The sequence below is a fragment of the Guyparkeria halopsychrophila genome (genome assembly GCF_044582135.1).
GTDB lineage: Bacteria > Pseudomonadota > Gammaproteobacteria > Halothiobacillales > Halothiobacillaceae > Guyparkeria.
The window spans coordinates 43360-56673 of sequence record NZ_JBDODP010000010.1 but is presented as its reverse complement, the minus strand read 5'-3'; the positions used below and the strand labels follow the sequence as shown (position 1 = coordinate 56673).

13 protein-coding genes are annotated in these 13314 nt (G+C 65.8%); 1 reads left to right on the top strand and 12 read right to left on the bottom strand.

Annotation, left to right across the window (positions count from 1 at the left end):
* Positions 1-15: 15 nt before the first annotated feature.
* The 7 genes from nusB to glyA all read right to left on the bottom strand — a co-directional run bounded on the left by nusB (position 16) and on the right by glyA (position 5881).
* Entirely contained in the window at positions 16-546 is a 531-nt protein-coding gene (nusB, locus tag ABGV18_RS05950) for a transcription antitermination factor NusB (protein ID WP_396585228.1), read from the bottom strand.
* Positions 547-552: 6 nt separating this feature from the next.
* Complete coding sequence (gene ribH, locus ABGV18_RS05945) at positions 553-1035, bottom strand: 6,7-dimethyl-8-ribityllumazine synthase (RefSeq protein ID WP_322521874.1); 483 nt, start codon at positions 1033-1035, stop codon at positions 553-555.
* Between the two features lie 24 nt (positions 1036-1059).
* Positions 1060-2172 (bottom strand): 3,4-dihydroxy-2-butanone-4-phosphate synthase, encoded by a 1113-nt coding sequence (ribB, locus tag ABGV18_RS05940; protein ID WP_396585227.1) that lies wholly within the window; start codon positions 2170-2172, stop codon positions 1060-1062.
* Between the two features lie 91 nt (positions 2173-2263).
* Positions 2264-2905, bottom strand: coding sequence for a riboflavin synthase (locus tag ABGV18_RS05935; protein WP_396585226.1), 642 nt, complete (start codon positions 2903-2905; stop codon positions 2264-2266).
* Between the two features lie 34 nt (positions 2906-2939).
* On the bottom strand, positions 2940-4103 hold the full coding sequence (gene ribD, locus ABGV18_RS05930; RefSeq protein WP_396585225.1) for a bifunctional diaminohydroxyphosphoribosylaminopyrimidine deaminase/5-amino-6-(5-phosphoribosylamino)uracil reductase RibD: 1164 nt from the start codon (positions 4101-4103) through the stop codon (positions 2940-2942).
* Positions 4093-4593 carry a transcriptional regulator NrdR gene (nrdR, locus tag ABGV18_RS05925; RefSeq protein WP_396585224.1) on the bottom strand — a complete coding sequence of 167 codons (501 nt, stop codon included), beginning with the start codon at positions 4591-4593 and terminating at the stop codon, positions 4093-4095. The genes ribD and nrdR overlap by 11 nt, the downstream gene beginning before the upstream one ends.
* A 25-nt stretch (positions 4594-4618) precedes the next feature.
* A complete protein-coding gene (gene glyA / locus ABGV18_RS05920; protein WP_396585223.1) occupies positions 4619-5881 on the bottom strand; it encodes a serine hydroxymethyltransferase in 1263 nt (420 codons plus the stop codon).
* Positions 5882-6447: 566 nt separating this feature from the next.
* Here glyA and ABGV18_RS05915 point away from each other — a divergent pair.
* Complete coding sequence (locus ABGV18_RS05915; protein WP_396585222.1) at positions 6448-6936, top strand: cyclic nucleotide-binding domain-containing protein; 489 nt, start codon at positions 6448-6450, stop codon at positions 6934-6936.
* An 84-nt stretch (positions 6937-7020) separates the two neighbouring features.
* Here the strand turns inward: ABGV18_RS05915 and ABGV18_RS05910 are convergent, their stop codons facing one another.
* The 5 genes from ABGV18_RS05910 to ABGV18_RS05890 form a co-directional block, all read right to left on the bottom strand.
* Positions 7021-9477 (bottom strand): heavy metal translocating P-type ATPase metal-binding domain-containing protein, encoded by a 2457-nt coding sequence (locus ABGV18_RS05910; protein ID WP_396585221.1) that lies wholly within the window; start codon positions 9475-9477, stop codon positions 7021-7023.
* A 49-nt stretch (positions 9478-9526) separates the two neighbouring features.
* Positions 9527-10324, bottom strand: coding sequence for a FixH family protein (locus ABGV18_RS05905; protein ID WP_396585220.1), 798 nt, complete (start codon positions 10322-10324; stop codon positions 9527-9529).
* A 69-nt stretch (positions 10325-10393) separates the two neighbouring features.
* Positions 10394-11818 carry a cytochrome c oxidase accessory protein CcoG gene (gene ccoG, locus ABGV18_RS05900; protein WP_396585219.1) on the bottom strand — a complete coding sequence of 475 codons (1425 nt, stop codon included), beginning with the start codon at positions 11816-11818 and terminating at the stop codon, positions 10394-10396.
* A gap of 356 nt (positions 11819-12174) precedes the next feature.
* Complete coding sequence (gene ccoP, locus ABGV18_RS05895; protein WP_396585218.1) at positions 12175-13098, bottom strand: cytochrome-c oxidase, cbb3-type subunit III; 924 nt, start codon at positions 13096-13098, stop codon at positions 12175-12177.
* On the bottom strand, positions 13076-13309 hold the full coding sequence (locus ABGV18_RS05890; protein ID WP_396585217.1) for a cbb3-type cytochrome oxidase subunit 3: 234 nt from the start codon (positions 13307-13309) through the stop codon (positions 13076-13078). The genes ccoP and ABGV18_RS05890 overlap by 23 nt, the downstream gene beginning before the upstream one ends.
* Positions 13310-13314 lie beyond the last annotated feature (5 nt).

Here is a 13314-nt window from a genome sequence, read left to right as displayed (position 1 = left end):
CAAATCCGGAGACCGTCAGTCCCGGCGGCGGGGTTCGGTGGGGCGGGTGTGATCGGCCAACCGATCGAGCACGCCATTGATGTAGCGATGCCCGTCCGTCGCGCCGAAACGCTTGGCCAGCTCGACCGCCTCGTTGATCACGATCGCGCGCGGGGTCTCGAGCATGTGCGTCAGCTCGAAGGCACCCAGGCGCAGAATGGCGTGCTCGATCGGGTCGAGTTCGTGCACCGGGCGATCCAGGTGGGGCTCGATGGCCGCATCGAGTTCGGCGGCATGCTGTTCGACACCACGCAGGATGCGGCGAAACAGCTCGAGATCGATACGCAGCATGAAGGCATCCTCCATGAACTGCGTCTCGAGCTGGTCGACCGCAAGCGGGTTCAACAACTGCTGGTAGAGCCCCTGCACGGCCCGTTCGCGGGCCCAGCGCCGCTGTTTACGCGCCGGCGGAGACTTCACGCCGTGGCCGGAGGGGCTTTCCTCGGCACCGCGCGGATCCTCCGGCATCTCGCCGGTGGGCTCATCTTGGGGAAACTGCTTGATCATGGGCGCTTAGGCAATCTGGTCGATCTGATCGAGAAGGTTGACCATCTCGATGGCGGTGGCGGCGGCTTCCGCCCCCTTGTTGCCGGCCTTGCTGCCGGCACGTTCCATTGCCTGGTCGACCGTGTCGGTGGTCAGCACGCCGAAGATCACCGGCATGTCGAAGTCGGTGGCCACGCCGGCGATGCCCTTGGCCGCCTCGCCCGCGACGTAGTCGAAATGCGGCGTCGCCCCACGGATGACCGCGCCGAGACAGATGATGGCGTCGAATTTCTCGCTCGCCGCGACACGCTGGGCGACCAGCGGCAGTTCGAAGGAGCCCGGCGCCATCACCACCGTGATCTGGGCCGGATCGATACCGTGCCGACGCAGGGTGTCGATCGCCCCGTCACGCAGCCGGTCGACCACCTGCGCGTTCCAGCGCGTCGCCACGATGGCGTAACGTCCCGCGCGGGCCGTCAGCCCGCCCTCGATCACCTGAACTTCATTCATGCCTGTCTGTCCCGTGAGCGGCGGTCATTCCGCCTCGTCGTGAATGTAGTCAACCACTTCCAGGCCGAAGCCGGCCAGGGCATGGAAGCGTTTGGGCGCGCTCATCACGCGCATCTGGCGGACGCCCAGATCCTTGAGGATCTGGGCCCCCACCCCGTAGTTTCGCAGTTCTTCGACCTCGTCCCCGGCCGGCGGCGACGAGGGCTGCCCCCAACCCTGCAATTGGCGCAGGATCTCGTCCTCGTTGGGGGTCGAGCGCAGCACCACGGCCACGCCCGTTTCCATCTCACCCAATCGGGCCAGCACGTCGGAGAACGGCCAGCCGCAATCGCGATCCTGCGGTTCGAACAGGTCACAGACCGCGTGATGCACATGCACCCGTACCGGCGTGGGCGTCTCGGCATCCGGCTTACCGCGCACCGCGGCAAACTGCAACTGCCCGCTGGTGAAGTCCTTGTAGGCGTGCAGGGTGAAACGGCCGTGACGCGTGTCGATCTCGGTGGCGAACTGGTGCTCGACCGAGCGCTCGTGGCGCATGCGGTAGCGGATCAGGTCCTCGATCGAGCCGATCTTGATGTCGTGCTCGGCGGCGAAGCGCTCCAGATCCGGGCGGCGCGCCATCGAGCCGTCCTCGTTGAGGATCTCGACGATCACCGCCGCCGGCTCGCGCGCCCCGGCCAAGCGGGCGAGGTCCACGCCCGCCTCGGTGTGGCCGGCCCGTGCCAGCACGCCGCCCGGCCGCGCCATCAGCGGGAAGACGTGCCCCGGCTGGACCAGATCGAGGGGCTTGGCCTCCGGGGCCACCGCCGTGCGAATGGTGGTGGCCCGGTCCGCGGCCGAGATGCCGGTGGTCACGCCGCGCGCGGCCTCGATCGAGACGGTGAATGCCGTCTGGAACGCCTCGCGGGTGCGGCTGACCATCAGCGGCAGTTCCAGTTGCTCGCAACGCGGCTGCGAAAGCGTCAGACAGATCAACCCGCGGCCGTAGCGCGCCATGAAGTTGATGTCTTCGGGGCGCACATGCTCGGCGAGCATCACCAGATCGCCCTCGTTCTCGCGATCCTCGTCATCGACAATGATGACCATGCGCCCGGCACGCAGGTCGTCGAGGATCTCGTCAATGGAACTAAAGCTCATAGGGTCTCTCAGCGCCGTCGAAGGCAATCGGGGATTGTATCATCGCGGGCGCGACTGTAGGCCATCTGGCCACCAGGCCGCCCCGGTCAGCTCAGGTCAATGCCTGATAGGGGCTCTGTCCGCCGCTACCGGCCGCACCCTCGCCCGCCTGCAGCAGTCGCTCGAGGTAACGGGCCATCAGATCCACCTCCAGATTGACCTGCCGACCCGGCCGGTACTCGCCCATGATGGTCACGTCGAGTGTGTGCGGGATGATGGTCAGGCGACAGCGCACCCCGCTGACCTCGTTGACCGTCAGGCTCACCCCGTCGATGGCGACCGAACCCTTCTTGGCGACGTAACGCGCCAGCTCCGGCGGGACGCGCAACCAGAACTCGGTGGCCCGCGCCTCGCTGCGCCGGGCATCAATGATCGCCAGCCCGTCGACGTGGCCGCTGACCAGGTGCCCGCCCAGCGGGGTCGCCAGCGTGAGCGCCGGCTCGAGATTGACGCGAGAGCCGGACGCCAGTTGCCCGACCGTGGTCAGGCGCAGGGTCTCGGCCGAGCAGTCGACCGAAAAGCGATCGCCACTGAGATCGGTCACCGTGAGACACACGCCGTTGACGGCAATGCTGTCGCCGATGGCGGTATTCGCCAGGTCGAGCCCCGGGGCCTCGATGGTCAGGCGCGCGTCGCCCCCCGTGGGGGTCTGCTCGACCAGGGTGCCGACGGTCTGGATGATGCCAGTGAACATGGATCTCTCCGCAGGTAGTGGTCGGTCGCGAACGTTAACGGACCGGCCGCAGGGTCAGGCGCAAGTCGTCGGCCAGGCGCGTCTCGTCGACCAGCGTCCAGCGCATCGCGTCGGCCAGTGCAAGCGGCTCGGGCAGCGCCAGCGCCGGGCGCGCCTGGTGACCAAGCAGCACCGGCGCCTGGTAGACGACCAGCTCGTCGCACAGACCGGCGGCGACAAACGCCCCGGCCAGCTTGGCGCCCGCCTCGACCAACACCTCGTTGATGTCCCGTCGCGCCAGGTCGGCCAGGATGAATTCCAGGTCGAGGCCCAGCCGGGGGGCCGCCGGCGCCTCGATCAGGGTCGCCTCACGCTTGACCAGCGCATCGTGGTGCACACCGTCGGTCGTATCCCGGGTGTAGATCCACACCGGCCCCGATGCATCGAAGATGGCGGCAAAGGGCGGCAGCCGCAGCCCCGAGTCGAGCACCACGCGCACCGGCTGGCGCACCTCGTCCTCGATACCCAGTTCCTCGGCCGACAGGCGCACGTTCAGCCGGGCGCTGTCGGTCAGCACCGTGTCGATGCCGCTCAGCACCGCGCACTGGCGGGCGCGCCGGAACTGCACATCCCGCCGCGCCGCCTCGCCGGTGATCCACTGGCTCTCGCCGCTGGCCAGCGCGCTACGCCCGTCGAGCGACTGGGCCACCTTGACCGTCACCCAAGGCCGTCCACGCTCCATGCGCGAGACGAACCCGGGGTTGAGCGCGCGCGCCGCCGCGGGGGCGATCGCCTCGACCACCTCGATACCCGCCTCGCGCAGAATGGCGTGTCCGCGACCGGCCACCTGCGGATTGGGATCGCTCATGGCGGTGACCACGCGGGCCACGCCGGCCTCGACCAGTTGCGGCGCGCAGGCCGGCGTGCGGCCGACGTGGCTGCAGGGCTCGAGCGTTACGTAGGCCGTCGCGCCATCTGCCCGGTCACCGGCCTGGCGCAAGGCATGCACCTCGGCGTGCGGGCCGCCGGCGCGGGCGTGGAATCCCTCGCCGACGATCGCCCCATCGCGGACCAGCACGCAGCCGACGCGCGGATTAGGTGAGGTGGTGGTCAGGCCACGCTCGGCCAGCGCCAGCGCCTGCGCCATCCATCGCCGATCCTCGTGGGAGCCGGGTCGATCCTCGTGGGACGCGGGCCGGTCGGCGGCTTTAGTTGGCATCGCCGATCAGGGGCAGTTGGTGATCGGGGTCGCTGATGACGTCGTTGGCCAGCGATTCGATCGCGTCACGGAAGGCCTCGACACTGTCGAAGCTCAAGTACACCGAGGCAAAGCGGATGTAGGCGACGTGGTCGAGCCGCCGCAGTTGCGCCATGACCATGTCGCCGATCTCCCGGGCCGGAATCTCGCGTTCGCCACGGCTGCGCAGCTGGCGCTCGATCTGCTCGATCGCCTCTTCGACCCGCCGGGTCGGCACGGGACGCTTTTCCAGCGCGCGCATCAGGCCGTCACGCAACTTGCGATCATCGAAGTTCTGCCGCGCACCATTGGACTTCACCACCCGCGGCATCTGCCGATCGGCCCGCTCGTAGGTGGTGAAGCGTTGCCCGCAGGCAGCACACTCGCGACGACGCCGAATGCCCTCGCCCGCGTCGATCGCCCGGGAGTCGATCACGCGGGTGCCGTCGTTGCCACAGATCGCGCAGCGCATACCGTACCCCCGACCAGGCCCAGGATCAGGCCCGGTTGGCCTCGTAGACCGGTAGGCGGCGACAGAGTGCGGTGACCTTCTCGCGCACCGCCTCGATCACCGCGTCGTTTTCAATGTCGTCGATGATGTCGCACATCCAGCCGGCCAGATCGCGGCTCTCCTCCGTACCGAAGCCACGGGTGGTGATTGCCGCGGTGCCCACGCGGATGCCCGAGGTGACGAACGGCGACTGCGGGTCGTTGGGCACGGCGTTCTTGTTGACCGTGATGTGGGCCCGGCCCAGCGCCTCATCGACCGCCTTGCCGGTCAGGCCGCGCTTAACGAAGCTGACCAGGAACAGGTGGTTGTCGGTGCCGCCGGAGACCACATCGATGCCGCGATCGACGAATACCTTGGCCATGACCCGCGCATTGTCGATCACCTGCTGCTGGTAGGTCTTGAAGTCCGGCTCCATGGCCTCCTTGAAGGCGACCGCCTTGCCGGCGATCGCGTGCATCAACGGCCCGCCCTGCGTGCCCGGGAAGATGCGCGACTGGAATTTTTTCTCGAGATCCGGGTCAGACTTCGCCACGATGATGCCGCCGCGCGGGCCGCGCAGGGTCTTGTGCGTGGTCGAGGTGACCACGTGGGCGTGCGGCACCGGGTTCGGGTAGAGGCCGGCGGCGACCAGGCCGGAGACGTGGGCCATGTCGACCATCAGGTAGGCACCCACCGCGTCGGCGATCTCGCGAAAGCGCGCCCAGTCCATCACGCGCGAGTAGGCGGAGAAGCCGGCGATGATCATCTTCGGCTTGTGCTCTTTCGCCAGGCGCTCGACCTCGTCGTAATCGACGTAGCCTTCGGCGTCGATGCCGTACTGCACCGCGTGGTAGATCCGGCCCGAGAAGTTGGGCTTGGCGCCGTGGGTGAGGTGACCGCCGGCGTCGAGGCTCATGCCCAGCACGGTGTCACCCGGCTCGACCAGCGCCTGGAACACCGCGGCGTTGGCCTGCGAGCCCGAATGCGGCTGGACGTTGGCATAGTCGGCACCGAAGAGCTCCTTGGCCCGATCGATGGCGAGCTGCTCGGCGACGTCGACGTACTCGCAGCCACCGTAGTAGCGCTTGCCCGGATAGCCTTCGGCGTACTTGTTGGTCAGCACCGAGCCCTGGGCCTCCATGACGCGCGGGCTGGCGTAGTTCTCCGAGGCGATCAGCTCGACGTGATCTTCCTGGCGGCGCACCTCGGCGTCGATCGCCTCGCTGAGTTCCGGGTCGTAACCCGCGATGGTCATGGACTTGGCAAACATGAGTCGGCTCCTGACAAAGGTGAAAGCAAATTCGGGGCGAGCTCGATTGGGCGAGACCGCGAAACACAAGCGGCCGCCCCGAGAGCTTCCGCGGGCGACCGAACAATGCCGCGAATTCTAGCATGTTGCGACCGGTCGCCTGCCCCGGCGCATGGGAGCGGTATGCAACATCGGCATGAATCCACGTCATGGCGACCCGCTACTGATAGAAGATCGTAGAAGATCGACAAAACCGCGCCGGCTCGCGACAATGGGGCCCCCAGGGACCTCTGCACGAATCGTAATACCGCTCTGCGCGTCTTGAGCTGGGCAGATGCAAGGCAACCGTCCGCCGCGCAAGGGTGATTCCCTTGTCAAGGACGGAAACGCCGCAGATGCCCGGCTCAAGGCGCGCCCTCCGGGGCTTGCCGAGTCACTCGCCCTCGGTGTTGCACTGTCTTGGCGTGGCCACCGGCACGCCGGCGACACCGCGCCTTGAGGGAGAGTGACTCACCAAGCCAGAGTGGCATTACGATTCGTGCATAGGTCCCTACCTTTCCCGCAAACGGCATGGGAGCACTAACGCGATGATGACCGACAACGACCGCGACGCCCTGGTCGACTTTCTCGCCCGCCACGTCGACACGCAGATCCTGACCCACGCCGAGGTCAGCGCGTTTCTCGACTTTTGTGATTTCGAGATCATCGAGCGCGGGCGGATCATCGCCGACATCGGTGAAGTGGGCGAGTCGCTCTACTTCCTGCTCGACGGCACGGCCGAACTGATCGTCGGCCCGACCACCAACGAGGTGCCGGTCGGCCAGATCCACGCCGGCGAGATGCTCGGCGAAATGAGTTTCTTCGATCGCCAGCCACGCAATGTGCGCATGCGCGCGCGCTCCACCGTCCGGCTGCTGCGCCTGTCGCGAGCCAAGTACAACCGCCTGCGTCTGGAACATCCCGTGTTCACCGTGCTGCTGCTCGAGTACGCGATCGTGAGCCTGGATCACCTCTACCGCCGCACCAGTACTGACGTGGCCCAGCTCAACCAGTACATCCACAACATGGGTGGCTAACCAGGAAGGCCTGCACGAACCCGGCGCCACGCTTGCCGAGCGCGCGGAGCAGCACCAGATGCGTGCATACCTTCCTTGCGCCCCCTACCCGCGCCGCAAGCGCAGGGCATTGCCGATCACGGCGATCGAACTGACCGACATACCAATCGCCGCGAGCCACGGCTGAACGAAGCCCAGCGCGGCGATCGGGATCGCGATCGCGTTATACCAGACCGACCAGGTCAGATTCTGGTGGATCACGCCCATGGTCCGCCGGGCATAGCCCACCGCAAAGGCCGTTTCGACCACCCGGTCATTGAGCAGCACCATGTCGGCGCTGTGCTTGGCGACCGCGGTCCCACCGCCCATCGCCATGGAAACGTCCGCACAGGCGAGCACCGGCGCGTCGTTGACCCCGTCACCGACCATCAGCACCCGCCCACCGTCGGCCTGCAGCGCGGCCACGCGCGCCATCTTGTCTTCCGGCAGCAACCCGCCTTCGGCATGATCCACCCCCAGGTGCTGCCCGATCATGGCCGCGCGGTCCGGGTGATCACCGGAAAGCAGCCAGACCGACACCCCCTGCTGCTTGAGGCGATCGACCACCTCGTGGGCATCGTCGCGCAACCGGTCGGTCAGCACCGCGCGGGCGATCACCTCGGGGCCACGCGCGACCCAGACCACCAGTTCGTCGACGGCGGCGTGTGCCTCGGGCAAGGTCACCGCCAAATCGTCCATCAAGCGGGCGTTGCCGACGGCAAAGCGTTCACCGTCGAGCCAGCCAGTCACGCCGCGGCCGCTGGCACTCTCCACCTGCGTGACCGCGTGTAGCTTTTCGGCCGTGTGCTCATTGCCCCAGGTAGACAACGCCCGCCCGACCGGGTGATCGGCGTACTGCTCGAGGGCCGCGACGATACCCGCCAGGCGCCCGGACTCGACATCGGCCAATGACTCCACGTTGCGCACCGTCAGCTCACCGGTTGTCAGTGTGCCGGTCTTGTCGAACACCACGTGGGTGACCCGCGCCAATCCTTCCAGCGCCCGGCCGCGGGTGACCAGCAGCCCCGAACGGGTCAGCCGCCCCACCGCCACCGCAATCGCCGCAGGCGTGGCCAGTGACAGCGAGCACGGGCAGGTGATGGCCAGGATTGCCACGGCGATCCAGAACGCACGGGACGGATCGATGACCAGCCAGGCCGCCGTCACCACTGCGGTGGTGATCAGCAGGGCGATGACGAACTTACGCGCGAAGCGGTCGGCCGTCTCGGCCACTTGTGGCTTTTGCGACTGGGCCCGATCGATCAGGCGGACGATCGAGGAGACCATGGTGTCCTGACCGACCTTGTCCACCTCGACCACCAGCGGGCTTTCGGTATTGACGGTGCCGGCGGAAACCCGATCCCCGGCGCGCTTGAACTCGGGCAGGCTCTCGCCGGTCAGCATCGAAGCGTTGATGCCACTCTCGCCCTCAATCACCACGCCATCGGCCGGCACCGGCCCGCCGGGACGTATCAGGATGCGGTCACCGGGGACCAGATCGAAGGCCGGCACCACCGCCACCGAACCGTCGGCATCGAAGCGGTTGGCCACCTGCGGCACCAGCTTGTTCAGTGACTCGGCCAGCTCGCCGGCCTTGTGACGTGCGCCCTGCTCGAGAAAACGCCCGGCGAGCAGCAGGAAGATGAACATGGTGACCGAGTCGAAGTAGACCTCGCCGCTATCGGTCAGCACCGCGTACACGCTGCCGGAGTAGGCGAGCAGGATGCTGATCGACACGGGCAGATCCATGCTCACGCGTCGCTGCTTCAAGTCTCGCCAGGCGGGCCGGAAGAAGGCTTGGCCCGAATAGAGCACGATCGGCGTCGACAGGACCAGGCTGACCCACCAAAAGAAGTAACGCAGGTCAGCGGAGAGGTCGAGGAAGTCGCCGAAGTACAGCGACAACGAGATCATCATCACCTGCAAGTAGACCAGCCCGGCGACCGCCAGGCGACGCATCATGTCGTGGCGTTCGCGCCGATAGACGCGATCCTGACGATCGGGATCGTAGGGATAGGCGCGATAGCCGATGGCAGCGATCGCCCGCAGGATCTCGGAGAGCTGTACCTGGGTGTTGTCCCAGACCACCTGGGCGCGGTGCGTGGTGAAGTTCACCGAGAAGGACTCCACCCCAGGCAACTGCCGGACTTGCCGCTCGGATAGCCAGATGCAGGCGGCGCAGACGATCCCCTCGAGGATCAATGAGGCCTCGCGTCGGTCGCCCTCGCGGTTGGCGACGAATGATTTCTGCATCTCGGGGCGATCGTAGATCGACAACTCCTCGAGCACGCGTTCGAGATCATCGTCCGGGCGCGGCGAGGCCTCGGTGCGGTGGCGGTAATACTCCTCCATGTCCGCCTCGACGATCGCCTGGGCGACCGCCTGGCAACCGGGGCAGCACATGTCACGCGGCTCGCCGAGCACGCGGGTGCGGTAGTCCGCCCCGGTGGGCACGGGCAGACCACAATGGAAACAGGCCGCGGCACTGTCTGGCGCCGCGGCCTCGGGGCGGGTCTCGCTCATCGGATCGACCGACATCGGGCGAATAGGCGCATCAAACGGTCACTGCCAATCAGCTGGCGACGTCGGTCGAGCCGCGCAACTGGTGGCGATCCTCGCCACGGCGAATCTCGACAATGACCTCCCAGCGCCCGGGATGGGTCGGTGTCACCGATGCCTCGTAGACACCCGGCTCGATCTCACTCATGCCCTCGACGAAATCCAGCCCCTTGCTCGACGAACGCAGGAAATGCGTCTCGACCGATGCCCCCGTGACCGGCTCGCCTTTGCGATCGAGCACCTGGACACGGAACGGCGTCGACTGGTCGACCATCGGTTCGCCCACCCAGCCGCGGCGGATCTGCCAGCCACGCTCGGACTGCTCCTCGCGGGCCGCGTCGTAGGCCTCGAAGGCGCGCACCTTTTCCTGGTAGTCGTGGGCGACCGTACCGGGGAAATAGGAAGTGGCCACCGGGCCGCCCTGCGGCTCGGGGAGGATCTGGCGCGCCACGTTCTCGCTCAAGCCGGTGGTCGCGATGGTCAGGAAGATCGAATCGAGCAGGATGATCACGGCGAAGAAGGCAATGATCGTCGCCGGCCCCGCGTGGAACGCCATCTTGTGCGAGTCGGCATGCTTTGGCGGCGAGATCAGCCCGAGGATGAACGCCGTCATCACCAGAATCGCGGCCACCATGGCCACGACATCCAGCCCCGGCCAGTTGATGATCGCGTAAGGGGCGTAGGCAGCCAGCGCCAGGACGCCCAGAATGAAGGCGATCTGGCGACCGGCAGAGGGAAAACGCCAGCGCAGCAGGAAGAACAGGATCGGGATGATGGTCATGCCGAGCGCGGCAGGCAGCAATACAGCCATGGTCAGGAATCCGGTTGGGAGTTGGCCCTGCCCACCGCAAGAATCGGCGTGGGCAAAGGGCGGTGACGATCAGCGGAAAACGAAGCTGGCATCGTGCTCCAGCGGCTCGATGCGTCCGTTCTGTTCGGTCAGGATGAATTGTATCTCGCGACGCTCCACCTGGACATCCCGCGAGGCGCGAACATGCACCAGATAGTTGCGTGACTCGTCGGCGGGCAGTTCCAGCGAATCGAACCCCCCCACCACGCTCACGCGAGCCTCGGGCAGACCCTCGACGGCCAACGTGAAATCGAGCGGCTCTTGCAGCTTGTTGTTGATCTTGACGTTGTAGTTGTTCTGGATGTCCCCGCTAGCGAGCACGGTGAACAGCGGCTGGCGCACCTGCTGGACGGTCACATCGGCCGGCGCCCGGGCGAAGATGCCATAGAGCAACAGGATGGTGGCCGCCGCTGTGGCGATGCCGTAACCGATGGTGCGGAACTTGAGCAGATTGGGCTTTTCGCCGGTCTCGAGCTCCATCTCCGAGGCATAGCGGATCAAGCCGGTGGGCCAACCACGCTTGGTCATGATCTGATCACACGCATCGATACAGAGCCCGCAGGAGATGCACTCGAGCTGCAGCCCGTCACGAATGTCGATTCCGGTGGGGCAGACCTGCACGCAGAGCTTGCAGTCGATGCAATCCCCCACCCCTTCGGCATGTCGCTCCTCAAGCGTCATCAGACCCTGCTTGAGCGGCTGACGGCCGGCCTCACCCTCACCGCGCGCCTCGTCGTAGGACACCAACAAGGTTTCCTTGTCGAACATCACGCTCTGAAAGCGCGCGTACGGACACATGTAGATGCAAACCTGCTCGCGGGCGAAACCGGCGGCAATCAGGGTGGTAGCGGTGAGAATGCCGGTCGTTATGTAGGCCGCGCTCGCCGCATCCAGCGTAAAGAAATTGACGAACAGTTGCGGGGCGTCGGCCCAGTAGGAGGTAAAGGTAAAGCCGGTCCAGAACGCGATCAGCGTCCAGATCACGACAGTCAACCCCTTCTTGGCGATCTTTTCGCCGTTCCAGGACTGCTTCTCCAGGCGCATGCGTTTGTTACGGTCACCCTGCACCAGCGCCTCGACCTTCATGAAGACGTCGGTCCACAGGGTCTGGAAACAGAAATAGCCACAGAACGCCCGACCGACCAGGCCGGTCACGAAGAACAGCAACCAGGCCGCCAGGATCAAGAAACCCGCCAGCAGAAACATGTCCTGCGGGTGAATGACCAGGTCGAACAGGTAGTAACGACGCGAAGGAATGTCGAACATCACCGCCTGATCCGGGCCCACGCCCCGCTCCCAGCGCACCCACGGCAACAGGAAGAACACCCCGTAGGCCACCAGCAACACGATATCCTTGAACCGGCGGAACCGGCCGTGAATCGCCTTGGGGTGGACCGGCTCGCGGGCCTGATACATGGTGTCAGCCGGGTAGCTCGGATCGTCGTGCTGAGCCATCTGTCGGTCTCCGAATGGATGCGCGGGGGAATATCTTATCCCCCATAGGGTTTTTCTCTAAACCCAACATAAACACCCGGGCATCGGGCCCGGTCGACGGGCAGGCGACACCGCGCCGAAAAGGCCCTGCTCGCATCACCAGGCTTCGCCCCCCCCCGACTGGGGCCTTGGCGACCGGCGGGGCGATTGGCTGATCGAGTAGACCTTCTCCAGGCCCGGCAACGGACTCCACATCGCCGCCAGCCGACGCAGGCACACTCGCCCTCGCCCGCAGCTCACCGCCTTCCCAATAAAAAAACACCGGCCATGGGGCCGGTGTTCTCGATGCAATGGCAGGCCTCAGTCGCGATCAGCGATCAGTTGCCGCCCATCTGCCGGACGTAGATGGCAAGCATGCGTGCCTGGGTCTCGCTCAGACGATCACCGAAGGCCGGCATCTGGCGCTGGATGCCGTTGTTGACCACGTGCTTGATCTCGCCGATCTTGCAGGCGGTGTCGTCGCCGCAGCCCGGCACGTCCGCAACGCCCCAGATGGCGTCGGCCAGGTTCAGTGCGCCCATGGCCTCGTTGCCCTTACCTTCGGCGCCGTGACAGCCGGCACAGCTGGCGAACGCCTGCTTACCGCGGCTGGCCGCCTCGCCACTGATCTCGGCTTGGCCGGACAGGCTCAACACGTACTTGGCCAGATCGTCGATCTGGTCGTCGGCGACGTTCTGAGCCGGCATCATGCCCTGGATGCCATTGTTGATCTTGTTGACGATGGTCTCGTAGGAGTTCCCGTACAACCAAGCGTTGTCGGCCAGGTTCGGGTACTGGCCAATCTTGCCTTGACCGCCGCTGCCGTGACAGGCGGCACAGAAGTCACCAAAGGTGTAGTTACCCATCGACATGGCGAACTGCAAGGTATCCGGATCCTGCTCGATTTCCTCGAAGCTCATGTCCTTGACCTTGCCGACCCACTCTTCCTGGGCGAGGGCCGACGGGCTGGACTGCATGTCACGGGTGAACAGGGCACGCGTGTTCCACGCCTCGCTCACGGTCACCTCTTCACCTTGCTCGTTTTCCACGGTGTACTCGACCGTGTTGATGCCCTTGGTGTAGCTGTCGCCGTACGGCCACGCCGGGTAGAGGATCCAGTAAACCACCGCGAAGACGATGGTCATGTAGAACGCCCATAGCCACCAGCGAGGCAGGGGGTTGTTGTACTCGCGCAGATCGCCGTCCCAGACGTGCCCGGTGGTCTCGACCTGCCCCTGCTTATTTTCCGTTTTCTGACTCATCTTTCTTCACCTGTTGTTTCTTTTGCCGCGTAGGGTCGAGCTCGTCGTCGTCCATGAACGGAATGTCCTTGTACGACTCCAGCCGCTGCTTGCGCCGCTTGCCCGTGTAGACGTACAGGATGATTCCGACAAAGGCACTGAAGAACAGGATCAGCGCCAACGGCTTGCTGTTCTCCATGTCGCCCAACCACGCAAAGATATCGCCAATCAAGAGAT

Excerpts from the sequence above, each read along its gene's own strand:
- nusB (WP_396585228.1), bottom strand. The coding sequence starts at position 546 with ATGATCAAGCAGTTTCCCCAAGATGAGCCCACCGGCGAGATGCCGGAG.
- ribH (WP_322521874.1), bottom strand. The coding sequence starts at position 1,035 with ATGAATGAAGTTCAGGTGATCGAGGGCGGGCTGACGGCCCGCGCGGGA.
- ribB (WP_396585227.1), bottom strand. The coding sequence starts at position 2,172 with ATGAGCTTTAGTTCCATTGACGAGATCCTCGACGACCTGCGTGCCGGG.
- ABGV18_RS05935 (WP_396585226.1), bottom strand. The coding sequence starts at position 2,905 with ATGTTCACTGGCATCATCCAGACCGTCGGCACCCTGGTCGAGCAGACC.
- ribD (WP_396585225.1), bottom strand. The coding sequence starts at position 4,103 with ATGCCAACTAAAGCCGCCGACCGGCCCGCGTCCCACGAGGATCGACCC.
- nrdR (WP_396585224.1), bottom strand. The coding sequence starts at position 4,593 with ATGCGCTGCGCGATCTGTGGCAACGACGGCACCCGCGTGATCGACTCC.
- glyA (WP_396585223.1), bottom strand. The coding sequence starts at position 5,881 with ATGTTTGCCAAGTCCATGACCATCGCGGGTTACGACCCGGAACTCAGC.
- ABGV18_RS05915 (WP_396585222.1), top strand. The coding sequence starts at position 6,448 with ATGATGACCGACAACGACCGCGACGCCCTGGTCGACTTTCTCGCCCGC.
- ABGV18_RS05910 (WP_396585221.1), bottom strand. The coding sequence starts at position 9,477 with ATGAGCGAGACCCGCCCCGAGGCCGCGGCGCCAGACAGTGCCGCGGCC.
- ABGV18_RS05905 (WP_396585220.1), bottom strand. The coding sequence starts at position 10,324 with ATGGCTGTATTGCTGCCTGCCGCGCTCGGCATGACCATCATCCCGATC.
- ccoG (WP_396585219.1), bottom strand. The coding sequence starts at position 11,818 with ATGGCTCAGCACGACGATCCGAGCTACCCGGCTGACACCATGTATCAG.
- ccoP (WP_396585218.1), bottom strand. The coding sequence starts at position 13,098 with ATGAGTCAGAAAACGGAAAATAAGCAGGGGCAGGTCGAGACCACCGGG.